Origin of the sequence: Bacillus sp. Bos-x628 (genome assembly GCF_040500475.1) — a bacterium.
GTDB classification, from domain to species: domain Bacteria; phylum Bacillota; class Bacilli; order Bacillales; family Bacillaceae; genus Bacillus; species Bacillus maqinnsis.
On record NZ_CP159358.1, the window covers coordinates 1,660,285 to 1,684,751 of the forward strand.

Below are 24,467 nucleotides of genomic sequence, written 5' to 3' on the forward strand. Positions count from 1 at the left end.
GGATGTAAGTGAGGATTATCAAACATGAATCTAGAAAAATTTGTTGACGAGCTTCCCATTCCAGAAGTAGCGAAGCCCGTCAAAAAAAACCCAAAGCAAACTTATTATGAAATTTCAATGGAGGAGGTGTTCTTAAAAGTCCACAGAGACCTTCCCCCGACAAAACTGTGGACATATAATGGCAGTTTGCCTGGTCCAACCATTAAAGCGAATCGAAATGAAAAGGTGAAAGTGAAATGGATGAACAAACTGCCGCTCAAACACTTTTTGCCAGTCGATCACACCATTCACTCCGGTCATCATGATGAACCAGAAGTGAAAACAGTCGTTCATCTGCATGGCGGTGTGACACCAGCGAGCAGCGACGGATATCCAGAGGCTTGGTTCTCTCGAGATTTTGAGGCAACTGGCCCTTTCTATGAGAGACAGATTTACGAATATCCGAATAAGCAGCAAGCATGTACATTATGGTATCACGATCATGCGATGGCATTAACACGATTAAATGTATACGCAGGTTTAGCCGGATTTTATTTGATTTCAGATGACTTTGAAAAATCATTAGACTTACCGAAAAATGATTATGATATTCCTTTAATGATCATGGATCGTACGTTTCAGGAGGATGGTGCTCTTTTTTACCCAAGCAGACCGAATAACATTCCGGAAGATAGTGACATTCCAAACCCTTCAATCGTGCCCTTCTTTTGTGGTGAGACGATTTTGGTTAATGGAAAAGTATGGCCTTATTTAGAAGTAGAACCTAGAAAATACCGTTTTCGCATTTTAAATGCCTCCAACACAAGAATATACGAGCTTCATCTAGACAATGGTGCAACCATCTTGCAAATCGGATCAGATGGCGGCTTTTTACCAAGACCTGTTCATCACCAGTCCTTTAGCATTGCACCTGCTGAACGGTTCGATGTCATCATCGACTTTTCAGCTTACCAAAACCAAACGATCACTTTAAAAAATAAAGCCGGCTGCGGACAGGATGTAAACCCTGAAACAGATGCCAATATTATGCAATTTAAAGTCACACGTAAGCTTAAAGGAAGAGCACCTAAAACTTTACGGCCCATTTTCAAGCCACTACCGCCGCTCCGACCGAGTCGTGCTGATAATGAGCGCACTTTGACACTTGGCGGAACTCAGGATAAATATGGCCGCCCTATTTTATTATTAGATAATCAATTTTGGAGTAACCCCGTCACAGAAAATCCTAGACTTGGCAGTGTGGAAGTTTGGTCAATCGTCAATCCAACAAGGGGCACACACCCTATTCATTTACATCTAGTTCAATTTAGAGTCATTGACCGAAGACCTTTTGATACAGCCATCTATGAATCAACTGGAGAAATTGTGTATACAGGACCGAATGAAGCCCCTCCTTTGCATGAACAAGGCTATAAGGACACCATTCAAGCGCATGCAGGTGAAGTGATTAGAATCATGGCTCGATTTGTTCCATACAGTGGAAGGTATGTGTGGCATTGTCATATTTTAGAGCATGAAGATTATGACATGATGCGGCCTATGGACATCATTCAGTAAAAGTGAAACCATTTTTCCATCACATGCATGAAACCTTGTATGGACGGAAAGGTTGTCAACAAAAATGAATAATTTAGCGATTTAAACAAAAGAAGAGCCTATGCTAAAAAATGGATAAAGGAAGGTTTCTCTTATCAAGTATTGACATTGATGGCATCAATATATGACGCTCACAATCAAGATCCTTCATGAGAGGGAATCATTTCGATTCAACAAATGAGCAAGAAATAAACAGGTTTCCTAAACTTCAATGATTCTCAATTCACGCTGATTTGATAAAGATGACAAAGGGCTAAAATAAAACCATTTCAGCTCTTTGTCAACAATCTAGATCAGCAACTTACCAATGATCAGTTTCCTTGTTGAGCAAAACTTAAAAAGTTGACGCAGCATACCGATAATACTACTATATACCCATCACATATAAAAAAGGCTATCGAACAAAAGGAAAATTTCGATAAAAAACGGAGGAGTTCCATTTGAATGAGGAAAAAGAGACTTGCTTGGTCAAACAAGAATCTGCGGCAGGTAAAATGGAGAAGCTTTCAATTCATGACGACGAGAGCATCCGCTCAAACATTGAACAACTAACAATTGAACTCGGTGAACAAAAAGAATTCAACCACTTCATATTAGACGAAAAACAGAAAGCCATCAGCACGTTATCTGCCCTCATCACAAAGGGCGAATGTGAAGAAGAATTAAAAGCTCATTTTCAACAAGCATTACATACAGGACTTTCTGTCATAGAGGTCATGGAGATCATTAAACACTGTGCAAAGGTCGCTGGTTTTCCCCATTCTATTCATGCGCTATTTGTTTTTCAAAACTTACTAGACAAACACACCAAATAAATTGTAGAAAACGAGATGTCCTCTCGTTTTTTCTTTGCTTTTTTTCTTCAACTCATTTTACATCCTTTCTCATACATTGTCACAACGTGAAAACGTGAAAATACCATTCATTTTTTCACCATATAGATGAATCGAATCATCCATTCCATACTTTTCGCTTGCAAACCATATAACAAAATAAAAAATCGTTCAGTTATGTCAAATAACTGAACGATTGATTTAGCGATTAACCGTGAAATTATTAATAATCCCGCCATTCTTCTCCCAAGCGGTTTCTACCTTTTTCTTCTTAAGATCATATTCATAAATGGTTCTGACCTTCGCCTTTCGTCCGGTATCATCCTTTAACTCCTTTGCGTTCTTAGCAACGCCTAAGAAATAAACAGACTCACCATCCGAAGAGAATTGCGGCTGTGCAGCACTTAAAATATGGAAATCTCGGTTGCTTTTAACAAGTGTACCCGTTTTCCCAGTTGCTACATCAAGCACTTTGATAGATGACACTTCTTGTTCATTCCGAATTTTCGTTTCCGTGTAGATCAATTTCTTATGATCTGGTGAAAATGAAATATCATTGATCGTTTGCGAGATTTTCGCAATACGTTTTCGCTTTCCATCTTCTTTCAGCGTGATTTTCATGGTTGTTGGTTCAGGGTTTATTCCTTTTTCATTGGCTTCATCTGTCTTTTGATAATCTTCTTTTAATGAATAATGCTGAATTGCTAGCATGTTCGATGTTGGATCATATGCAAACGAACTTACAGTATCATCATTGCTTTTTTCAGGATAAACGAGCTTCACCTGTTTCTTTTTCAAATCAAATACTGCCACATAAAATTGTTCACCAGAATCTTTATTATACCGAATATATAATTGTTTCCCATCACCTGACAGTCTCATGCTGTCAATTGAATCTTCACTTGTGTACAGTGTTCTTTTTTTACCTGTCTTCACATTTAACTCTTGAATACTGACTTTTTGTGTCTCTTCATCCGTATACGTATAGTATAAAAGCTGTTTAGTTGAATCATAGGCAATAGACGGATACGCTGTGAGTTTCTCTGTATTCAACGCACGATCATGAAGATAATATGTGTTGTTTAACTGCTGATCCGTAAATGATACAAGCAGCTCGTCTTTCGCCTCTTGATTCGTTTTGACTTTCCCTGCATTTTCCGTCCCATGATGCGGCTTTAGCAAGAAAAAAATGACCGCAATGGCTGCGACCCCAATCACCGTGATGATCCACCATGTTGATTTCTTCATTTTCATTTCAGACCCTCTCTACAAGAAAAGAAGCCAGAAAATAGACTTTTCCCGCTTCTCCCCCTGACTATGTATTAATAAGTGTAATGTCCTTTTACAACACCTTTGCTAGTTGAATACCCAAGTGCTTTGAATGCCTTTGGACTAACATCTAATATAGCGTTTGGCATTCTTCCTACATCATATTTATATACTGTAATCACTTTATGTGGTTTCGCTTTTGTTGTCACTTTCAGTTTTGTACCTTTCTTCGGTACGTCAAATCCCATTTTTGTTGCTGCATCCCAATGACCAAGTTTTTTTCCGTCTGCACCTTTTTTACCTACACCATTATACCAAGTAATATTACCACTAACCTTTTTAGCACTCGCTCCATTCGAGAAACTAAACGCTAAAAATAAACTAGCAACAGTTACGATTATCGTGATAAGCTTTTTGTTCATTAAAAAATCCTCCGTATTTGATTTCTGCACTTATTATACATGAAGTTGAACCCAGTTGTTTTACAGTCACATTACAATTCAGATACAAGTTGACCACTTTATAACCGAAATGGTTGCTTCACAGCTTTTTAACACTTCTCATTTATTGAAAGAATGATTTCGTGATAACATAAGTATACATACCTCGACAGAAAAAGGAGAAAGAACGTGAGAAAAAGCCTACTTGTTTTCATGAGCCTAGCTGTAAGTCTCTCCATTCTAGCAGCTTGTTCAAATTCGACAAAAGAACAAAAATCAACATCCGTTGCACTTCCAAATATCAGTGAACGAATTCAAAACGAAACAAAAGAGATCATGAAGCAATCAAAGCTCGTAAAAGACACCTCCGTGACAATTGATAAAAAGAAGAAAGTCATTTCTTTAACAGTCACCGCTTCATCTGACACAAATAGTGATTACGCTGAAGTTATCGGCTTAAACTTTGCCAAAACATTAGCCATTGGCGCAGCCACTGAAAAAGAAAACAACCTGCACAAACCTGAAAATGACAGCCTTGGTGCACTCTACTCATTTTATGACCTGCATATCACAGTGAAACAAGATAACGGAAAACTGCTGGCTAAAGGTGAAAAGTCAACAAGTGAAACAAAGATTACGTGGGACAGAGCGAAATAATTGGGCGAGAAAATTCTTTATTGATTTTTACAAAACCATTAACATCATGAAAAGAACGACAGAATTGTTTTAGGCTTCATTGGAGGTATTTTTGAATTTTTCGGCGCAATGTTTGCCTTTGCCTTCGGAGGAATCGACGCAGCTTTCAGTGAATCTGGTACAAGTCAAATCTCTGGCTTAGGCTGGTCAGCAATGCTCTTCTCTATTCTTGCTATCGTTGCATCTGTAGTGGTAAAGAAAAAAGCAAAGCTTGGCGAAATTTTATTATTAGTATCTGCTGTTGGTGGAATCATTTCTATTTCTATATTATTCCAGATGTATTAATCATCATCGCAAGGTGCATGGGCGTATTTAGAAAAGAACCTGCTTAAACAGCCACTCTAAATAGCATCAAAAAGCTTGTAGAACACCTCTACAAGCTTTTTGATCTACTTTTTGTAATCATATTGAATGGCATCAACTAGCTCTATTATCTCTTGATCTTTCCAAAGCTCCAGGAAAAAGATCATATCGTTCATCAACTGTGACAAACCCTCATGGCTCTTGAACTTTTCTTTATAAAATGGAACAACAAAGAAATAAAGTAGGTCAGCTAATTCAAGAACAACACTAAAGTCATTTTCCTTTATTATTGCCTTATGCAAAGATTGGATGAACCACTTGAGATCATCGTCATTTTCAATAGGTACATACATAAGTTGATGAATATAATCAGTATCCCTTATTTTTAAAATGTGCTCTGCTGATTCCTTTGAAAGAGCCCCAATTGTTTTTGAAGATATATTGATAAACAAGAATTCATGATGACCCTCTCTTTTAACCGTCTTGACTAATGTATCATCCATCTCATTCACTCCCATTCCCTTATCATCATTCTATTATAAGGAAATTCAAGTTGGTTTTAAGAGATCATAAGTGGATTTTATGTAATTTTAAGTTAACTGTTTAATGAATGACTCTTCAACAACCACAAAATATACCTATAAATTACCAAAGATGGAATACTAGGTGCATATCTGCGTTTCATCCAATTTTAAATTAAAATCCATTTTTGAAGAAAATTTATATAATAGATGTAACAATAATATGAGGGGAGTGGAAGATATGAGAGAGGGCGAATTGATTAAGCAGACACTTAAGGGATTAAAAAGCATCCTTGACAGTCATGGGACATTTCCATTGCTACAGCCTGGTGGTTTTGTTTTAGAAGACCCCTATTATCTTTTTAATGATCCAGCAACCGAGGAGGAAATTGCATATTTAGAAAATGTCTTTAAGGTTAAACTTCCAAATGATTATAAGGCATTTCTTAGATTACACAATGGAATCAACATAATTGATGGCATTGAAGTCCTTAGTACAAGCGATGTCATTAAATATAATGAGGTTCAAGATCTTCCTGAAGAGTGTATATTAATTGGGTATCATTATGATGGACGATATGTAATTGATACAAAAAGGTATAGCAATGGATTAGATTACATGTTCTTTTTAGATTCAATAGATCCATTTGAAGAAGCCGAGAACTTAGGATCGAATTTTGAAATATGGTTTGACCGTTTGCTAATCTCAAATGGCGTTAAATATTGGGAAATAAATCGAGATGTCAAGGGTTACTACGAAAATATTTAAAAAAGAGACTCGGTTGAAGTCTATTAGATTGTAGAGAAACTCATGTTTTTCTACAATCTTTTTTATTTTTAAAGTATGGATGAAGTATATTGAAAAAGTCCTCCCACACACCTAGCTGACTTAAACGAAACCCAACAATGAATGATTTAAAAAGAAAAACGGGCAAAGACGAACAATCTATATCAGAAAGCTGTTAAAAATTTAATATCTCGAATAGAAATTGGAATGAGATAAAGAGAATGACGGTTTAAATAGGGAACGCTTCACAGTCTTGCCACAATTAACAGGATTTTCATTTAATGATTTTACCATTTTACTTAAAATTATGGAAAATAAAACCTATTTATTGTTATAATATAGGTATGAAACAATACTTTTAGAGGGAGAGAATGTATAGGTTGTATGGTTTATTGCGTAAGCCCAATTTAAAACTTACTCTTGTATTAACTCTTATTCTGACACTTGGTATCACATCTTCTTTTGGTCAGGAATCCGCAAAAGAACAATGGAATCCACAAAAACAACAAAGAATTGCACAGGCTATTTTTGATGCTGCTGCATACAATGAAGAAAGTAAGTCCTTTTCGTTTGACGAATCCAAAGTTATTAATGCTGGATGGCCAGAGGACATTGCGTTAGAAATGAAGAACCGCCTAGAATCATTAACTCCTCAAGACGCTCAAAAAGCATATGACGAACAACAAGATGCTAAAGAAAAAGGCGAAGTAACTACAATGGTTGCCCCATCGTTCCTTGGGCAGCAAAAGTATTGGCTGGCGCAGGTCTAGCGTGGCTAGGTAAATAACTCTTAGATATGGGGGATATGAATTTTGTAAACGTTACAAAAATAAAAACAAAACAACTAAGTACGTTTGTAAATTCCTCTAAGAAAGGAGTATAGCAATTGAAAAAAACAAATTGGTTTTTCAACGTGTTTATTACAGTGCTAATCTCTTTTGTGATTCAATCAGGATTAAGTAACGTCGGTGTTATTAATATATCCAATATTTGGGCAGACCTATTTAACTGGGTTGCTATAATCTTTATCGTCTTTATAGGCGTTGATGCCTCATTTAGAACAATCCATAAAATGAAACATCGAACTGAACAATGACAAACAAAAAGCCTCTAATTGGAAGGGCTTATTAGACTAACCTAAAATTATGAGACACTATAAAACACCTTCGACATGACACTTAAAAAAGTTTGAATTCGGAGGTGTTTTTGCATTGAGAACACACACATTCTCAGATTGTTCCACACTCGTTATTTGAACATCTAGTCTTTATCACCTATGCAAATCGTTTCATTTTAAAGGAATGTAAGTATTTATTTCCCACCCATTCTCCGTATAATGGTAAAATCTCTTTTGATTGCAACCAAGCATTAAAGGAGAATGCCATGAAAACTTTAGATGTTCAGGCGTTGCACATTGCCATTGATCAAACGCTGGAACAATTAACACAACAATCACAAAACATCAAATCCCTTGAAATACAAATCAATCAAATCATCTCACTAGATGGCGCACTAAAGGGCGAGGCTGGTGAAGCCATTCAAGCGTTTTACGAAGAGTGTCATATCCCCTTTTTGCAATTCTTTCAGGTCGTCATTGAAGAATACACCGGTGCGCTAAAAAAGACAAAGCAGGCTCTCCATGCACTTGAATCAAACCCGAATGGCTTTATCTCTCAATCATTTATTGAACACGAGCTTGACCAAGGGTTAAAAAAAGCAGAACGGACCATTTCTGATATCGTATCAGATGTAAATCAAGCCCTCGGCAGGGTCAGCCATATTGTGCATTTGCCACATGTAGATGAATCTGCTTTCCAAGAAAGCTACCAAAAAGCATGGCTTGAGACCTCAAAAACCATTGGACTGCTTCATGCATTTGACAGGAAACAAACGAGTGGTTTACATGAAACAGAAAGCGCCCTTCACACAATGAATCAATACATAGACACCCTAAGCACCATGTTCACTGGTCCAAAAATCGAGATCACCAGCTATCAAAAAGGCTCTATTTTCAAAGATGGAAAAGCAGAAAAAGTGAGCAGCACCATCAGTGGATTGAATGAAAAAATAGACAATCCTGATGAAACCCCAATGATGATTATGCTGAGGAAGCTGAGAGAGAAAGAACTGGCGAATGTGGATACGGTTATGAAGGAAAAACCACCTACTAAAATCAATCAAAACGTAGTGATCATCAATGGGAAAGTGTATGATACAAGTGAGTACAAACATATCGACTTCGCAAATGCCAAAACAGTTGAAGTCATGCGAGATGGAATGCTGTATCGCTTACGAATATCGGAGCAAAACAAAGTAACGATTGAGAGCGTTAAACCGATTTCTGATGTAAAAACAGGCGATCAACCCCAAAACGTATTAAATACAGCGGTTGAATTCACAGGAATAAACGACGCAATTCGAGTCATTACAGGGAGAGATCCTGTAACAGGTAATAAAGTCACTGACACAGACCGCCTCGTATCAAGCTTGTACATGATACCAGGAGCTCAAATCGTTAAAGCTGGAAAATACGTGTTTAAAATAATGAAAGGGGAGAAAGTAGCCAAGAAAGTTTCAAAGGTTGAGAAAGGTACAAAGGATCAAGATCTTATTAAACCTGGAGACAGCAGTCCGTTAGCTCCAGGAGGTGGCTTGGCAGCTCATGAAGATAGAGGCGGACACCTTATAGAAAGACATGTTGCGAAAACTGACAAGGAACTATTACATAGGCTTCAAAAAAATAAGCTGAGTAAAAAGAAAATTTCTGGTTCATCAACATTCACAGATCGGGCAACTGCAGAAAAAATTGCTAATGAAGTCCTAACAAAGCATAAAAATGAAATAGACAAGTGGTTAAAGAGTGATGTAAGAAAACCATTAGTTCTTAATTATAAAGGGAAAGAAGTTATCGGCCGAGGAGTCATCAAGGGTTCAGATGAAGTTACAGATATGACTAATGCTAAAATTGTATTGAAAAAAAATAAGGATGGTAGCTATATCAGAACAGGCTACCCGACGAGGTGAAAATAATGATTGAAATAAAAGTTTCTGATCCTGTATATCAATTTCTCGGAGGGGTTTTTCACCAAGACATTGAATCACCAGAGTCAGCACTTGAAGAGTATTTAGATGAAGTATCCCAAAAGGAACAAGAAGACGATGTAGTAGCTCTAACAGAGTTTATGAACAGTGAGTACTCAGAAGAAGAAAAAAATGATTTTATAGAGGAAGCTGCCGATGGTGTAGATTTCCTTAGTTACGAAGTATCTCCATTAATGTGGCTTAAACAAGTTACTCAAAAAATAAAAAACAATACTTAAATTTTGTAATCTTTACGAGCCCCTTGAATCTTCAAGGGGCACTTTTATTTCAATAATGCTTCGAGTTTTGCTTTCGTCTTCGACCCATAAATACCGTCGGCGGACAGTCCGTACATCAGCTGGAACCGTTTGACCGCATTTGCTGTTTTCGGTCCATAATAGCCGTCAATGCCGTTGTTTTTTGCTCCTTTTTCTGGATAGAAATAGAGTGCCGCTAAAGCCTCTTGAATTTGTCTTACAGCGTCCCCTTTCATGATAGGTGTTTTGCCTTGTAGATGCCTGACGATAAGTTGTACGCCTTTTTAGACGCATTTTTGACTGGTGTTGCTTTAACAGGCTTGCAGTTGCCTTCTTACCTGTATGAGCAGTCGCAATACCCGCTTTAAAACTATCCCAACCATCACGCAACTTACGAGGGCATTTTCACAATATTCTCCCCTTTTCTGGAAAGTTACTTTTATAAAATAATTAATATATTAGATGTGAGGCGACTTTTCTTCGCTACTATTTTCTTGCTAGGAATAGACTTTTTTCGACTTATCCAAAATGACCAAATTCACAATAAATCCTAAGGCCAAGAAAGCAAATGAACCTATAATATATATAAACCGAATCTCATATAACTCAGAAAAAACTCCTGCTATACCCGTAAACATTATTATTAGCAATGCCTCTAAAACCCCAAAAACACTTGAAAATCTCCCCATAATGTCTACTGGTACATTGTTTTGATAAAACGTTAAAAATCCCGTATTTGCAAATGATAAGGCAAACGTTAATGTGAAAAAACCTATAGATGCCCAAATAAAATTCTGTGAGAATGCAAAGATTAAATAACCAAATGGTGTAAAGATTGCACCAAAACCAATAAGGATATTAACTTTCAGACGATTAGCGAGTAAGGCATTTGTTAATGAGCCTATTATAATCCCTATTCCAGCAATACTTACAAGAAAGCCATAAGCACTTTCAGATAAAATAAGAACTTTTGTTGCAAATGCAGCTTCTAAAGAGTCTAACGCAGTCATAAATACTGTAATTCCAATAAAGAGAATATAAACCAATGTAATATGCGTGTTCAATTTACTAAAACTTAGGATTTCTCTCCAATCATTTTTGATTACTGCAATGCTCACTTTTTCAGAAATAACAGTTTCTCCTTTTGTTTCCAAATTGGGAAGTAATAAGATTATTATCGCTGATATCCATAATGCTAAAGAATTAAGCTGAATGGCTACATATGGAGAGCCTATGATAAATAGAACCCCCGCAATTGAAGGTCCCAGAATAAAGCCACTTGAATGAATAAAATTTCTAAGCGCATTAAATCTTTGTCGATCTGTCTTACGTATAAGCTTCGTCATATACACCATAGATGTAGGCCCAAAAATTGAACTTGCAATATTGATGATAAAAACCCATATATAAATTAAAATCAGTGAATCCATAAACGGAAGTAAAAATATAAAGAATGCTCTGATTAAGTCTAAGAAAATCATTAAGTTCCTTTTATTTAACCTGTCAATAAAACTTCCCGACCAAAAATGAGTACATAAAGTGGCAATCGGTATAAGGATATAAAGAACTGATACTGCTAAGGGTGATCCTGTCATATCCAAAACAATCAGGTTAAGCGCAATTAAATAAATCCAGGCACCTAAATTGGATACGCCAATACCGGATAAAAGTAATAAAGGGTTTTTCCACTTAATAATTTTCAACATCGAACCCACTCCTAAATTCAATATTTGTAGACATCAAAAAGGAATCCCACCCCCATGTCATTAGACTTGAGGACGAGACTCCTGAATTTAGAAGTTCGTGGTGCCACCCCAGTTTGTTCTTGTGTCGCCACAAAAACCTTTTCGAGTACTTCTACAGAATATATAATGTAGGGTATACTCTATCTCTATAACGGGAGAATCCGGCACATCATCAATCTCATAAAGACAATATCCTATGTACAGCTCCAAGGCTTGGTTCCATGTGCTTCTACATCCTCCATCCCAGCTAACGGAGTTCTCTGTCATGCTTAAGCACATATACTCTACTCTTCATCGCTTTTAGATTTTGATATATTTTACCACAATTCAATGAACTTTAGAATAAGGATTGATTAATTTTTACATAGTTTTTAGTTGAATCCATAATTCACCAATGAGACTTATTCCACAAAATAACCCGATTGTTGTACACAAGTTTACAACGCTCTTCCACTAAACTCCCTCAATATAGTAAGTGAAATCTAGATTTTCATACCAGTTTGATTTTAGTAATTCATTGTGTGGTGGTTGATGTTACCTATCAAGGTAAATTTTGAACCGAGAGAGCAAAAAAGACTTACTGTTCGAGTTAGAAAACATGAGATTGAAAAATTATTACCTTATTTTGCACATTTAAATCTCAGAGATATTAATCTTAAGAAGGATCAAAATGCTCTAGATGACTTAAAAGTAAAATTTGCTAACAATACTGTAGACGGGATTCATCGAACTGGTAGGATGATATTTAAAAAAGCTGTTGAAATGGAAATTATTAAAAGGGATCCAACGGAATTTGCAGTTATTAAGAAAGAACAGAAAACGATTGAGGAATTGGAAAAACCGGAAGTTCCAAGATATTTGGAGAAAAATAAACTGGTCCTTTTTTAAATACTGGGTGCTAAACATGGTCTAGAAATGGACCTGTTGGACCCAATATTCTGGCAGGAGGTAGATGAGGAGTGTTAGAAGTCTTCTCCTCATTCTTTAAGACACACCCATACTTCTCTTCTTGCTGAAGCCGGTGTGGATCTTCAAAGGATAATGGATAGACTCGGACATACAGAAGATCAAACAACAACAAAAATATACTTACACATAACAAAAGACTGAAAAAAAAGAAGCTTCTCAAAAGTTCTGAGAACTAATGAAAAGCCTCTAATTTTTCTATGTGGCATCAAAACGGCACCAAAATGAGTGTGATTTACGGATAAACCCTTATCAATCAAGGGTTTAAATCCGTTATTACATCATGCCGCCCATACCGCCCATGCCGCCCATGTCTGGCATTCCGCTACCTGAGCCGCCTTCTTCTGGTTTGTCAGCAACAACTGCTTCAGTTGTAAGAAGCATAGCTGCTACAGAAGCTGCATTTTGAAGTGCAGAGCGAGTTACTTTTGTTGGGTCAACGATTCCTTTTTCGATCATGTTCACCCATTCGTTTGTAGCTGCGTTGAAGCCAATGCCAATTTCTTCGTTTTTCAAGCGCTCAACGATCACTGATCCTTCAAGACCTGCGTTGTGAGCGATTTGACGGATTGGCTCTTCAAGTGAACGTAGAACGATGTTCACACCTGTTTGCACGTCACCTTCTGCTTTAATAGAAGCGACTTTGTTGTAAACATTCACAAGTGCTGTACCACCACCAGATACGATGCCTTCTTCAACTGCTGCACGAGTTGAGTTTAATGCATCCTCGATGCGTAGTTTACGCTCTTTTAGTTCTGTTTCAGTTGCAGCACCAACTTTGATGACAGCTACGCCGCCAGCTAGTTTTGCAAGACGTTCTTGTAATTTTTCTTTATCAAATTCAGATGTTGTTTCTTCCACTTGGGCACGAATTTGGTTCACACGAGCAGCAATTTTCGCAGAATCTCCTGAGCCTTCTACGATTGTTGTGTTCTCTTTTGTTACAACGACTTTAGACGCACGACCAAGTTGACCAATTTCAGTTGATTTCAGATCAAGTCCTAGATCTTCTGTGATTAACTCTCCGCCAGTTAGAACAGAGATGTCTTCAAGCATGGCTTTACGACGATCACCGAATCCAGGTGCTTTTACTGCCACTGCATTGAATGTTCCACGAAGTTTGTTCACAACAAGTGTTGCAAGTGCTTCGCCTTCTACATCCTCAGCAATAATCAATAATGGTTTACCTTGTTGTACCACTTGTTCAAGTACAGGAAGGATTTCTTGAATGTTTGTGATCTTCTTGTCTGTGATTAAGATGTAAGGATTTTCAAGAACCGCTTCCATCTTATCAGAGTCAGTGACCATATATGGTGAAGCATATCCGCGGTCGAACTGCATACCTTCAACCACTTCAAGCTCAGTTGTGAATCCTTTTGATTCTTCGATAGTGATGACACCATCATTACCTACACGTTCCATTGCTTCAGCGATCAAACTACCTACTTCTTCATCTGCTGCAGAAATTGCTGCAACCTGTGCAATGGATTCTTTGCCTTCGATTGGTTTAGAAATTTCATGTAGACCTTCAAGTGCAACTTTCACCGCTTCTTCGATTCCTTTACGCACACCAACAGGGTTTGCACCAGCTGTCACGTTTTTCAAGCCTTCACGAATCATCGCTTGTGCTAGAACTGTTGCAGTTGTTGTACCATCACCCGCTACATCGTTTGTCTTGCTTGCCACTTCAGCTACAAGTTTTGCACCCATGTTTTCGAATGGATCATCTAATTCGATCTCTTTCGCAATGGTTACACCGTCATTTGTGATCAGTGGTGAACCAAACTTTTTCTCAAGAACCACGTTACGGCCTTTAGGTCCTAAAGTTACTTTCACAGCATCTGCAAGTGCATCAACACCACGTAACATCGCACGACGTGCTTCTTCACTGAACTTAATATCTTTTGCCATAATAACGATACCTCCTCAGTCTTTTTAAACATGTATCTCGATTTTTTATATGATTAACCAATAACAGCTAAAATGTCGCTTTCGCGAATGATTAAATATTCTTTTCCATCATATTTCACTTCAGTACCTGCATATTTTGAGAAGATAATGCGGTCGCCTGTATTGACTTCTAACGCAACGCGCTCTCCATTTTCAAGTACACGTCCTGAACCTGCTGCAACAATTTTACCTTCTTGTGGTTTTTCTTTTGCAGAATCCGGTAAAACAATACCACTAGCGGTTTTTTCCTCAGATTCAACGAGTTCAATGATTACGCGATCGCCTAATGGCTTTAACATAAGAAACAACCTCCTCAATTTTTCATATGTAGTTTTTAGCACTCATCAACAACGAGTGCTAACACATTTATTATAATAAAGAATGTCGTCAGCAATTTCAAGTAAAAACCTCTAAAAAATTTTACGCTTTTGCGATCTTTTTGAATGAAGGGTTCTTTCCTTTTCAACGAATAAGAAGACTTGTGTTACAATAAATCTAGTTCTTTTAGTAAAGGAGTTTTCGTTACTTGAAAAAACAATATTGGTACATCATCTTGACTTATATAGTGGTGCTCTTCTCTGTGTTTCCTTATGTACTGGTCATGAAATGGTTAGGGTTCATTCAAACACCTATGACACAAGAACAGTACTCACAATTGACAGGAATGTGGACAATTATCAGCTTTTGTATTGGACTGATCATCATATTGCTCATTCTTCGGACATTGCCAAAAACTTCGCTTCGTAACGAAGCACCCGTTTCGATTGGCTCTGCCATTGCTTGGATCATCGGAGGTTTCTTTCTCTCCATCTTAGCGCAATTTGTTGCAAGTTTTATTGAACAATATGCTTTTGGCATTGACCGAGAGTCAGAAAATACACAAGCCATTTTATCCATTATGGATGCAGTTCCTCTGCTTGTCATCATCATCGCAATGATCGGACCCATTTTAGAGGAAATTATTTTTAGAAAAATCATTTTTGGTGTGATTTATGAAAAGACGAATTTCTTCTTCGGAGCTCTCGTCAGTTCAGTGATTTTCGCTGCTGTGCACAATGATTTTGCTCATATCTTGCTCTATTCAGCGATGGGCTTTACCTTTGCATTCTTATATGCGAAAACAAAACGGATTATTGTTCCGATCGGTGCTCATATGCTAATGAACTCGCTCGTCATTGTGCAGGTTGAGCCAATGAAAAAAATGATTGAAGAACAATCTCAAACAATGCAAATGATTATTGGAGGCTTTTTCTCATGATAAACCCTATCGTATGGGGCATCATTTATTTTGCCGTTGGTGTGGCTTTCACCTATATGGCCATTCAAAACCCAGGAAATATGTGGTCATTCTACAGCATACTGCTAATGGTGTTTGCCGCTTATAATATCAATATCGCGTTAAAAATGTTTGCCTTCTCTGTGAAACTGAAAAAACAACAAAAATAAAGCAAAACCATTTTCCGCTGCTTGGAAAATGGTTTTTTAATTTGGAGCGCATATGGATCTTTAGAACACATAAAAATTAAACATCTCTTGTGAACAAGATGAACCCTTTGGTATTGCCACTCGAAATCCCACTGATAGCAAAATGAATTGGCTCGCCTTTACCGCAGGGAAACGATGCATTCAACCTTTTAAATAGGGCAATGCAAAAAGATTCGGGTGGAAAGCTTTGAAATGATTGCAAACAAGATGCGAAATGTTGTCCCCGCATCAATCAGCCGATGTTCAAATTCTCTCTAAATCGAAAAAGCATCGTGATCACATGACCGGATCACGATGCTTTTTTAAGAAACATGTTGATTTTCTTTCTCCTCTTTTTGCTGCATTTTGCGATAGGTCACTCTTGAAATGACAATACTCACTTCATATAAAACAAGCATTGGCAAAGTAACCATAAGATGAGAAACAAGCTCTGGCGGTGTAATCAGTGCGGCAATGACAAGGAGAACAAAATAGGCATACTTCCGTATTTTCGATAAAAACATCGGTGTCATGATGCCAAGTCTTGTGAGGAACATTAGAACAACCGGCATCTGAAACAACAGACCAAATGGAAGTGTCAACTGCATCAGAAATGTAAAATACTCATGAATTCCAATCACTTGCTCCACATGTAAATCATTTGACATCTGCATCATAAAATCGACGACAAATGGAAACAAAATAAAATAAGAGAATGCCACACCGCCCAAAAATAAAAGCAGCGCAATCGGAATGTATGCGAGCGTCACTTTTCTTTCTTTTTCATATAAGCCTGGACTCACAAAAGCCCAAAGCTGATATAAAATAACAGGGCACGTCAAAACCAATGCAATGACGAATGCGAACTGCATAAACACGTATAGCGGATCAGTGAGCTTAAACGCATTAAGTGTCAGCGATGCCGCTTCATCGGTATTTTGTAAATACACAATCACCGGTTTTGCGAGGAAAAAGCCTGCCACCATAAAGATGACAAAAAACAAAGCAATGATCACTAAGCGCTTTCGCAGTTCCACAATATGCTCCATAAGCGGCATATTTTTAACATTCATGAAGCTCATCCTATTCTTACTGATCTTCTTTTTTCTTTTTTTCTTCCTGATCATCAGTTAAGCCTTTTGTGGCATTTTTGAATTCACGTAATGTATCACCAGCTGCTCTTCCTAATTCAGGAAGCTTTTTCGGCCCAAAAATAATGAGCGCAACAATCGCAATTAGAACCAAACTCCCAGGACCGATCGGACCCATTTGCTCCACCCCCTTTACCCCTTTTCGTTAGTCTTCCTGCGACACAGAGTAATGCTTTAAGAAATACACAAGTGACTGAAGTTCCACCGCCAAATCTATATGATGAATTCGAATGTGTTCCGGCACATTCAATCGAGCCGGCGTAAAGTTAAGGATTCCTTTAATGCCTAAAGGAATTAAACGATCTGTAATGGACTGAGCTGCAACAGCAGGTACTGTTAAAATCGCAACAGGTATATCCCCTACCTCTTGAACATGCTCCTCAAGCTTATCCAAATCATAGACAGGCACGCCGCCTATCTCACTTCCTATTTTACTCTCATTGACGTCAAAAGCCATTGAAATTTTTGTATTATTGTTTTTAATGAAATTATAGTGTAAAAATGCTGTTCCTAAATTCCCGACACCGATGAGCATCACGTTGGTCATCTCATCTTGATCAAGGGTTTTTCTAAAGAACGTCAGCAAGTAATCGACATTGTAGCCATACCCTTTTTTACCAAGTGCACCAAAGTAAGAAAAATCCCGGCGAATCGTTGCAGAATCCACTTTGACTGCATCACTAAGCTCTGCCGAAGATACCCTTTGTTTTCCTGATGCATGCAGATTTTTTAAAAAACGGTAGTAAAGCGGCAAACGTTTTGCTGTCGCTTGTGGAATTTTTGACTGGTCTATATTCATATAAGATCCTCCATCTTAAATATCAGATGCTCTGTGAAAATCACCATGTTTCCCGCCTGTCTTTTCAACGAGATAGGTAGGTCCGATGATCATGCTCTTATCAATGGCTTTGCACATGTCGTAAACGGTCAGTGCACATACTGAAGCAGAAGTGAGCGCTTCCATCTCCACACCCGTACTTCCTTTTGTTTTGACCTGTACATGAATGTTGAGAATATGCGCATTTCCATCTTCCTTCCAATCAAAGGAGATATCCACGCCCTTTAGTGCAAGAGGATGACACATTGGAATGATGCTATATGTTTGCTTTGCTGCCATAATCCCAGCTACTTGAGCAACAGACAGCACATCCCCTTTTCCAATTTCACAACGCTCTATTTTATGAAAAACTTCTTTTATCATACGAACACTTGAAGTAGCAACCGCAGTTCTCACTGTAGACGCTTTGTCACTAATGTCAACCATCTTCGCTCTTCCTTGTTCGTTAAAATGGCTAAATTGACTCATCTTTCAACGCTCCCTCACTCAAATCATACACTATTTTTTCCTATCTGTCTTTCATTTGACTATAGTGATCGAATGTAAGATTTGCTGGTTTTCTGCTGATAAGCTACACTAAACATATTATAGCAGAGGTGAAGTTACATGATGATTCTACAAGTGAATCAGCTATCCAAATCGTTTGGAGCTGATACCGTTTTAACAAATATAAAATTGGAAGTCAAAGCAAGAGATCGAATTGCCATTGTAGGTCGTAACGGTGCTGGAAAATCCACCCTTTTGAAAATAATTGCCGGACAAATGTCTTATGAACAAGGTGAGATAATCAAATCTAAAGACTTATCTATCGGATATTTAGCTCAGCATACAGATGTGACGTCTACACGTACGCTAAAAGATGAATTACTATCGGTCTTTGACCATTTAAAAGAAATGGAATTAGAGATGAGAGCCATTGAAGAGAAAATGGCTTCTTCCACAGGTTCAGAACTAAACTCACTCATGAAAACCTATGACAGACTACAGCAGGAGTTTAAAGATAAAGGCGGGTATCAATATGAAGCAGATGTCCGCTCCATTCTTCACGGACTAGGCTTTAGTCAGTTTGAAGATGATACAACAGTACAATCCTTAAGCGGTGGCCAGAAAACGCGCCTCGCGCTTGGAAAGCTTTTATTAATGAAACCAGACCTATTAATATTGGACGAACCGACAAACCATTTAGATATTGATACTTTATCATGGCTGGAGCAGTATTTGCAAAATTATACAGGAGCAATCCTCATCGTTTCCCATGACCGCTATTTCTTAGACAAAGTTGTGAACCATGTTTATGAAATATCGAGAACTGCGATGAAAAAGTTTGCTGGTAACTACAGTAAATATCTTGAACTGAAAGCAGAACAGCTAGAACGTGACTTGAAGCTGTATGAAAAGCAGCAGGAAGAAATCGCAAAGCTACAAGATTTCGTTGATCGCAACCTTGCTAGAGCCTCCACCACAAAGCGAGCTCAAAGCAGACGTAAGCAGTTGGAACGAATGGATCGTATAGATAAACCTTTAGGTGATGAAAAATCCGCAAACTTCCATTTTGATATTACGAGACAAAGTGGCAATGATGTGTTGAAAGTGTGTGACCTAGAAATTAGTTATAATGAGAAGACACCTCTCCTTTCTTCCCTTTCTTTTCAAATTAAGCGCGAGGAAAGTGTGGCACTGATTGGTCCTAATGGCATCGGGAAATCGACGCTCTTAAAAACCTTAACGAATACATTAAAACCGGTAAAAGGTGAAATCAACTTCGGATCTCATGTGAGTATCGGTTACTATGACCAAGAACAAGCCAAACTGACATCCACAAAGAAAGTGCTAAATGAGCTTTGGGATGATTACCCGCATATGAATGAAAAAGATATCCGTACATGTCTAGGGAACTTCCTATTCTCTGGTGATGACGTCTTAAAGCCTGTTCACGCTTTAAGCGGTGGAGAAAAAGCCCGATTAGCCTTAGCTAAGCTGATGCTGCAAAAAGCCAATTTCCTGATCCTCGATGAGCCAACCAACCATCTAGACTTAGATAGTAAAGAAATTTTAGAAAATGCCCTTATTGATTATCCAGGAACGATTTTATTTGTATCGCATGACCGTTATTTTATCAATCGTCTGGCAACAAAAGTACTCGAACTTTCGCCAAATGAGACGAAAGAATACCTCGGCGACTATGACTATTACCTTGAAAAGAAAAACGAACAATTAGCGCTTGATGCACTCGAGAAAAAGGAATCTGTCAAAAAGCAAACAACAGAACCAGTTGGAACAACAAAGCTTACTTATGCGGAAGAAAAAGAATTGAAGAAGAAAGAAAGGCAAAAACAGCGCAGAATTGAAGAAATGGAAGAGCGGATCGCCGTCATAGAAACCCAGCTCGGTGACAATGAGCAGCAATTATGTGATCCTACTATTTTCCAAGATCATGAGAAAGTTCAAGCCATCCAAACAGAAAATGATGCGCTCAATCATGAACTTGAATCACTCCTTACCGAGTGGGAAGAGCTATCAGAATCTTAAAGAGTACCTCATTGGTGCTCTTTTTTCTTTTATTGATATTTTGTTATCCACAATTATATCCACAACAAGTTGATGATTATTCTTCAATACTTGGGACTTATCCACTTTATCCACAGAGTTTTAATCACATATCCACAAAAACAATAACATTTATACACATTCTCTTCACTTTCACATAAATTTTTCTAATAATTGTGGATAGATTATAGCATTTGCATGTGAAAAAAAGCTTTTATCTCAACAAAAAACTCCTGTATATTCACAGGAGTTTCATTCATATGATACAAGCGGTAATTCGGGCTGCCCGTTCATCGCCATATCGCCTCGTATTCCTTTTTCAAAAGCGATTGTACCAGCTGCAGCAATCATAGCAGCATTATCTGTACAAAGAGCCAAAGGCGGAATGGTTAAATTCACATTGGGTTGATCTGCAAATGCTAAGGTTAAGGCTTCTCTTAGTCCTTTATTGGCAGCCACTCCTCCAGCCAGAACAACCTGTTTGACTCCATATGCGTTAGCCGCCTTTAATGTCTTCCCTACAAGTACGTCAATGACGCTCTCTTGAAAACTTGCCGCTACATCTTCTGGTGCAATGATCTCACCCTTTTGGGATGCATTGTGTAATGTGTTGATGACTGCTGACTTTAAACCACTAAAGCTAAAATGATACGATCCTTCTTCCAGCCATGCGCGAGGAAGTTTGATGCTCGGTTCTCCCTCATGTGCTAAACGATCAATATGTGGACCCCCCGGATATGGAAGGTCCATCGTGCGAGCCACTTTGTCATAAGCTTCTCCAGCCGCATCATCTAGTGTTTCTCCGATAACCTCAAAAGACCCGTGCTCTTTCATCAAGACAAGCTCAGTATGACCACCAGAGACAACAAGGGCTAGACATGGAAACATGAATTCACCTACCAGATGATTCGCATAAATATGCCCGGCAATATGATGAACACCAACGAGAGGAATTTGATGCGCAAAGCTTAATGCCTTTGCCGCATTTATACCGATCAGAAGAGCACCTACTAAACCTGGTCCTTCTGTCACTGCAATTGCATCTAAATCCTGAAAGCTCATTTTGGCCTGAGCCATGACTTCTTCTAATACGATGGTGACTTGTTCCACATGATGCCTTGAAGCGATTTCTGGTACAACGCCACCAAATCGTTTATGACTTTCAATTTGGGACGCCACAACATTTGCCACAATTTCTTTGCCATTTTTCACAATGGACGCAGCTGTTTCATCACAACTTGTTTCTATACCTAGTATGAATAGATCTTTTTGTTCACTCATTTACATTCACCCACATGACTAATGCATCTTCACCATTATCTGTATAATAGTTCTTTCGAACAGAGATTGGTCTGAACCCAAGTTTTTCATAGAGAGATTGTGCTGGTGAATTCGAAACCCTCACTTCTAATGAAAGATGATTTGTCTTTTTTTCTTTGCAAAATTCCATCACATACCGAAGCAATGCTTCTCCATAACCTTTTCCTCTATGCTCAGGAAGAATTGCAATATTGGTAATCTGTGCATCATCAAGCACAATCCATACCCCGCAATAACCGACAGGCTGATTCTCTTCCTCAATGAGGAAATAATGGCTATATTGATTATGGAGAATTTCATATACAAAAGATTCCTTCTTCCAAGGGGCCGTAAACGAATGCACTTCAATCGTATACACCTCTGGAATATCCTCTATCGTCATTCTTCTAATCTCAACTGTTTTCACATTATTTTTGTCCTTCAAGCCATTTCACTTCCGCTTCTGCCAAACGAATATAGTTAGGTACAAGCTGATGTACTTCTTCAGCACGACGATTTGCACCTAACAAAGCAAGCACCGAAGGTCTTGGGTTATGAAGTGAACTCTCTGCTAAAACAGCTATTTTTCCTAAAATTGAACGAATGGTCTCTTGATGTAGATGGACATCATGACCAAGGAACAATACAGGCTTTCCTGCCTTTTTCAAATCATGAAGCCAATCGACTAACAGCACATTCTGGTCAGGCTTGACTTCCTTGATTTTACCTTCTTCATACATATATAGCCCAGTATAAACCTGTCCCCTTCTTGCATCAAATATTGGCGAAATCCATCCATTAAAATAACGAGCATTTGCCGCAAGTGTTTCTAAACTAGAAATGGAGGATATCGGAATAGACAACGTCCATGCAAGTGTTTTTGCAATTGTTACCCCTATTCTTACGCCAGTATAGGAACCAGGCCCTTTTGCCACAACGATCTTGCTTAAATCGCTAGGCATCACACCGCACGCTTTCATTAGAGCTTCAACTGTCGGCATCGCTCGAACAGAATGATTCTTTTTTAAATAAGTAATGCTTTCCCCAATGACCGTGTCATCTCTAACAAGTGCAATTCCTAATGTATGGTTTGACGTATCAATGGCCAGTATGGTCATATTCTTTCATCTCCTTACAAAGGGCTTCGTAACGAGCTCCTTTTGCATAAAACGTGAGATGGCGTTCTTCTTCACGTTCCGTCCTCAACATTTCAATTTTCAAATAAGCTGAAGGCAATTGCGGTTCAATCAGATGTGCCCATTCAACCAAGCATACACCCTCACCCTCAAAATATTCTTCAAGTCCAATGTCTTCCTCGGCATCTTCCATGCGATACACATCCATATGATAAAGTGGCAATCTGCCGTCTGTATATTCTTTAATAATAGTAAAAGTAGGACTATTGACAATACGTGTAATGCCTAAGCCTTCAGCAAACCCTTTTGAAAAGGTCGTTTTTCCTGCACCAAGATCACCTTCTAATGTCAAAACATCTCCTGGCATCACAAGTTTTGCCAAGGCAGTGGCAATACGTTTTGTCTCATCTGCCCCTTTGGTTATCCAAGTTAATTTCACGATTTATGTCACCTCATTTCTTAAAATGATTGTATCCACTTTTCATTAACCTTTTTTGCTGATCATGATCTTTTAAAATGACCTCGGCCGTTTGACCTTGCTTTACTTGTCCAATGCGTGTTAACTGGATTTCTTTTTCCTTACATTGTTGCTCAAAGCTTTCCCAGTCATCTGGTGGAATCGTACCAGTTAAAACAAAGTCCTCGCCACCAAATAACACCCAATCAAGCCAATCCGTGCATAGCAGCGGCAAATCATGGTGTACAGGGAGACAGTCAGCCTCAATCTCAATTGTCACATGACTGGCTTCAGCAATCTCATTGAGCTCACTGGCTAATCCATCACTTACATCATTGAGGGTCACCCGGGGGAAGCTTGAACATAATTGTCCAGCAGCAATATGGGGCTGTGGCATTTTATGACGATGAAGAAAAAAAGCGGTATCCACCGTAATTGACGGTCTTACTTCGTTCATCAAGAGAGCCAATCCCGCAGCAGATGAACCTAACTCCCCTGTAACAAAAACGATATCTCCAGGCCGAGCACTGTGGCGATAACAAGCGGTTCCTTTTGGAATCTCACCAATGACGGTCACCGTAATGACCAAATCACTTCGTGTAGATACCGTATCACCACCAATTAAATCCATTTGATAAGTATCTGCTAGATCTCTCATTCCTTGATAAAGCGAAGTGACCATCTCTTCATCACAATAAGGCGGAATAGCAATCGAAACAAGATAGTACTTTGGTGTTCCACCCATCGCCGCAATGTCACTTACATTGACTGCCAGAGCTTTAAACCCTACTTCATAAGCTGTAGAGAAATCAAAGCGAAAATGAACATGCTCCACCATTGTATCAACACAAACGACCTCTTCACAATGTGAATGAGGTTGATAAATACTGGCATCATCACCAATTCCCATAATCAAAGAACGCTGATGTGTTCCCTTTGGTGTAATCCGGCGAATGAGATCAAATTCATCCATACAGCACAGCCCCTTCATACAATCTATCTATTGAGTAGACATGTTGTCGACACAGTTAGTATTAGTTTAGCGAATATGAGCTTCAGTTCCAACTAAAAATAATATAAAGAAAGCCTGGTTTGCTGATACCAGGCTGTTCACGAAATATTTCATAGGCG

At 38.4% G+C, this 24,467-nt stretch carries 27 protein-coding genes, 2 pseudogenes and 1 other annotated feature; of the genes and pseudogenes, 13 read left to right on the forward strand and 16 right to left on the reverse strand.

All coding sequences use genetic code 11. The features are described from left to right. The first annotated feature begins 24 nt into the window (after positions 1–24). Positions 25–1,557: a multicopper oxidase gene (locus ABVJ71_RS08715; RefSeq protein ID WP_353853691.1), complete on the forward strand. Its 1,533-nt coding sequence runs from the start codon at positions 25–27 to the stop codon at positions 1,555–1,557. A 479-nt stretch (positions 1,558–2,036) separates the two neighbouring features. Continuing rightward, a complete protein-coding gene (locus ABVJ71_RS08720) occupies positions 2,037–2,411 on the forward strand; it encodes a carboxymuconolactone decarboxylase family protein (RefSeq protein ID WP_353853692.1) in 375 nt (124 codons plus the stop codon). Positions 2,412–2,630: 219 nt separating this feature from the next. Here ABVJ71_RS08720 and ABVJ71_RS08725 read toward each other — a convergent pair whose 3' ends face one another. Together ABVJ71_RS08725 and ABVJ71_RS08730 are read right to left on the reverse strand one after the other, a co-directional pair. Beyond that, positions 2,631–3,683: a hypothetical protein gene (locus ABVJ71_RS08725; RefSeq protein WP_353853693.1), complete on the reverse strand. Its 1,053-nt coding sequence runs from the start codon at positions 3,681–3,683 to the stop codon at positions 2,631–2,633. Between the two features lie 68 nt (positions 3,684–3,751). Further along, on the reverse strand, positions 3,752–4,120 hold the full coding sequence (locus ABVJ71_RS08730) for an RlpA-like double-psi beta-barrel domain-containing protein (protein ID WP_353853694.1): 369 nt from the start codon (positions 4,118–4,120) through the stop codon (positions 3,752–3,754). A gap of 231 nt (positions 4,121–4,351) precedes the next feature. Between ABVJ71_RS08730 and ABVJ71_RS08735 the strand changes: the two genes are divergently transcribed. Together ABVJ71_RS08735 and ABVJ71_RS08740 are read left to right on the forward strand one after the other, a co-directional pair. Next, on the forward strand, positions 4,352–4,795 hold the full coding sequence (locus ABVJ71_RS08735; protein WP_353853695.1) for a hypothetical protein: 444 nt from the start codon (positions 4,352–4,354) through the stop codon (positions 4,793–4,795). A 63-nt stretch (positions 4,796–4,858) separates the two neighbouring features. Further along, a pseudogene (locus ABVJ71_RS08740) lies at positions 4,859–5,166 on the forward strand (DUF4064 domain-containing protein). A 57-nt stretch (positions 5,167–5,223) separates the two neighbouring features. Here ABVJ71_RS08740 and ABVJ71_RS08745 read toward each other — a convergent pair. Continuing rightward, entirely contained in the window at positions 5,224–5,640 is a 417-nt protein-coding gene (locus ABVJ71_RS08745) for a hypothetical protein (protein WP_353853696.1), read from the reverse strand. Positions 5,641–5,899: 259 nt separating this feature from the next. Between ABVJ71_RS08745 and ABVJ71_RS08750 the strand changes: the two genes are divergently transcribed. From ABVJ71_RS08750 to ABVJ71_RS08765, 4 genes are all read left to right on the forward strand, one after another. Next, complete coding sequence (locus tag ABVJ71_RS08750; RefSeq protein ID WP_353856619.1) at positions 5,900–6,427, forward strand: SMI1/KNR4 family protein; 528 nt, start codon at positions 5,900–5,902, stop codon at positions 6,425–6,427. Between the two features lie 398 nt (positions 6,428–6,825). After that, entirely contained in the window at positions 6,826–7,215 is a 390-nt protein-coding gene (locus tag ABVJ71_RS08755) for a hypothetical protein (RefSeq protein WP_353853697.1), read from the forward strand. 613 nt (positions 7,216–7,828) lie between these two features. Beyond that, positions 7,829–9,469: a T7SS effector LXG polymorphic toxin gene (locus tag ABVJ71_RS08760; protein WP_353853698.1), complete on the forward strand. Its 1,641-nt coding sequence runs from the start codon at positions 7,829–7,831 to the stop codon at positions 9,467–9,469. Positions 9,470–9,474: 5 nt separating this feature from the next. Next, positions 9,475–9,765 carry a contact-dependent growth inhibition system immunity protein gene (locus tag ABVJ71_RS08765; protein ID WP_353853699.1) on the forward strand — a complete coding sequence of 97 codons (291 nt, stop codon included), beginning with the start codon at positions 9,475–9,477 and terminating at the stop codon, positions 9,763–9,765. Positions 9,766–9,809: 44 nt separating this feature from the next. On the opposite strand, the pseudogene ABVJ71_RS08770 reads toward ABVJ71_RS08765, so the two are convergent. Then, positions 9,810–10,069: pseudogene (locus ABVJ71_RS08770) on the reverse strand (peptidoglycan-binding domain-containing protein); the annotation flags it as partial. A 211-nt stretch (positions 10,070–10,280) separates the two neighbouring features. Beyond that, positions 10,281–11,489: an MFS transporter gene (locus ABVJ71_RS08775; protein ID WP_353853700.1), complete on the reverse strand. Its 1,209-nt coding sequence runs from the start codon at positions 11,487–11,489 to the stop codon at positions 10,281–10,283. Positions 11,490–11,554: 65 nt separating this feature from the next. Next, positions 11,555–11,832, reverse strand: a binding site (T-box leader). Between the two features lie 215 nt (positions 11,833–12,047). On the opposite strand from ABVJ71_RS08775, the gene ABVJ71_RS08780 reads away from it, so the two are divergent. Next, positions 12,048–12,416 carry a hypothetical protein gene (locus ABVJ71_RS08780; RefSeq protein WP_353853701.1) on the forward strand — a complete coding sequence of 123 codons (369 nt, stop codon included), beginning with the start codon at positions 12,048–12,050 and terminating at the stop codon, positions 12,414–12,416. 135 nt (positions 12,417–12,551) lie between these two features. Beyond that, positions 12,552–12,638, forward strand: coding sequence for a hypothetical protein (locus ABVJ71_RS08785; RefSeq protein ID WP_353856620.1), 87 nt, complete (start codon positions 12,552–12,554; stop codon positions 12,636–12,638). 132 nt (positions 12,639–12,770) lie between these two features. Here the strand turns inward: ABVJ71_RS08785 and groL are convergent, their stop codons facing one another. Beyond that, positions 12,771–14,405, reverse strand: coding sequence for a chaperonin GroEL (groL, locus tag ABVJ71_RS08790; protein WP_353853702.1), 1,635 nt, complete (start codon positions 14,403–14,405; stop codon positions 12,771–12,773). Positions 14,406–14,458: 53 nt separating this feature from the next. Continuing rightward, positions 14,459–14,743, reverse strand: a complete 285-nt coding sequence (gene groES, locus ABVJ71_RS08795) for a co-chaperone GroES (protein WP_353853703.1) — start codon at positions 14,741–14,743, stop codon at positions 14,459–14,461. Between the two features lie 227 nt (positions 14,744–14,970). Between groES and ABVJ71_RS08800 the strand changes: the two genes are divergently transcribed. Continuing rightward, the gene (locus tag ABVJ71_RS08800) at positions 14,971–15,702 is read left to right on the forward strand and encodes a CPBP family intramembrane glutamic endopeptidase (RefSeq protein WP_353853704.1); all 732 of its coding nucleotides are present in this window, start codon (positions 14,971–14,973) and stop codon (positions 15,700–15,702) included. Next, a complete protein-coding gene (locus ABVJ71_RS08805; RefSeq protein ID WP_353853705.1) occupies positions 15,699–15,890 on the forward strand; it encodes a YdiK family protein in 192 nt (63 codons plus the stop codon). Before ABVJ71_RS08800 ends, ABVJ71_RS08805 begins: the two co-directional genes overlap by 4 nt. 341 nt (positions 15,891–16,231) lie before the next feature. Here ABVJ71_RS08805 and tatC read toward each other — a convergent pair whose 3' ends face one another. Genes tatC through moaC form a run of 4 tightly spaced genes read right to left on the reverse strand, consistent with a single transcriptional unit; the run spans position 16,232 to position 18,365 of the window. Continuing rightward, positions 16,232–16,990 carry a twin-arginine translocase subunit TatC gene (gene tatC, locus ABVJ71_RS08810; protein ID WP_353853706.1) on the reverse strand — a complete coding sequence of 253 codons (759 nt, stop codon included), beginning with the start codon at positions 16,988–16,990 and terminating at the stop codon, positions 16,232–16,234. Between the two features lie 7 nt (positions 16,991–16,997). Then, on the reverse strand, positions 16,998–17,177 hold the full coding sequence (locus tag ABVJ71_RS08815; RefSeq protein ID WP_353853707.1) for a twin-arginine translocase TatA/TatE family subunit: 180 nt from the start codon (positions 17,175–17,177) through the stop codon (positions 16,998–17,000). 27 nt (positions 17,178–17,204) lie between these two features. Then, a complete protein-coding gene (locus ABVJ71_RS08820) occupies positions 17,205–17,858 on the reverse strand; it encodes a redox-sensing transcriptional repressor Rex (RefSeq protein ID WP_353853708.1) in 654 nt (217 codons plus the stop codon). Positions 17,859–17,873: 15 nt separating this feature from the next. Beyond that, positions 17,874–18,365: a cyclic pyranopterin monophosphate synthase MoaC gene (gene moaC, locus ABVJ71_RS08825; RefSeq protein WP_353853709.1), complete on the reverse strand. Its 492-nt coding sequence runs from the start codon at positions 18,363–18,365 to the stop codon at positions 17,874–17,876. Between the two features lie 138 nt (positions 18,366–18,503). Between moaC and ABVJ71_RS08830 the strand changes: the two genes are divergently transcribed. Beyond that, positions 18,504–20,426 carry an ABC-F family ATP-binding cassette domain-containing protein gene (locus tag ABVJ71_RS08830; RefSeq protein ID WP_353853710.1) on the forward strand — a complete coding sequence of 641 codons (1,923 nt, stop codon included), beginning with the start codon at positions 18,504–18,506 and terminating at the stop codon, positions 20,424–20,426. 270 nt (positions 20,427–20,696) lie between these two features. Here the strand turns inward: ABVJ71_RS08830 and tsaD are convergent, their stop codons facing one another. The 5 genes from tsaD to thiL are packed head-to-tail and all read right to left on the reverse strand — an operon-like array spanning position 20,697 to position 24,309. Next, the gene (tsaD, locus tag ABVJ71_RS08835; protein WP_353853711.1) at positions 20,697–21,725 is read right to left on the reverse strand and encodes a tRNA (adenosine(37)-N6)-threonylcarbamoyltransferase complex transferase subunit TsaD; all 1,029 of its coding nucleotides are present in this window, start codon (positions 21,723–21,725) and stop codon (positions 20,697–20,699) included. Further along, positions 21,718–22,170 (reverse strand): ribosomal protein S18-alanine N-acetyltransferase, encoded by a 453-nt coding sequence (gene rimI / locus ABVJ71_RS08840; RefSeq protein ID WP_353853712.1) that lies wholly within the window; start codon positions 22,168–22,170, stop codon positions 21,718–21,720. Before rimI ends, tsaD begins: the two co-directional genes overlap by 8 nt. Before the next feature lies 1 nt (position 22,171). Then, positions 22,172–22,861 (reverse strand): tRNA (adenosine(37)-N6)-threonylcarbamoyltransferase complex dimerization subunit type 1 TsaB, encoded by a 690-nt coding sequence (gene tsaB / locus ABVJ71_RS08845; RefSeq protein WP_353853713.1) that lies wholly within the window; start codon positions 22,859–22,861, stop codon positions 22,172–22,174. After that, on the reverse strand, positions 22,842–23,303 hold the full coding sequence (gene tsaE / locus ABVJ71_RS08850; protein WP_353856621.1) for a tRNA (adenosine(37)-N6)-threonylcarbamoyltransferase complex ATPase subunit type 1 TsaE: 462 nt from the start codon (positions 23,301–23,303) through the stop codon (positions 22,842–22,844). The genes tsaB and tsaE overlap by 20 nt, the downstream gene beginning before the upstream one ends. Positions 23,304–23,331: 28 nt before the next feature. Further along, a complete protein-coding gene (thiL, locus tag ABVJ71_RS08855) occupies positions 23,332–24,309 on the reverse strand; it encodes a thiamine-phosphate kinase (RefSeq protein ID WP_353853714.1) in 978 nt (325 codons plus the stop codon). Between the last annotated feature and the right edge of the window lie 158 nt (positions 24,310–24,467).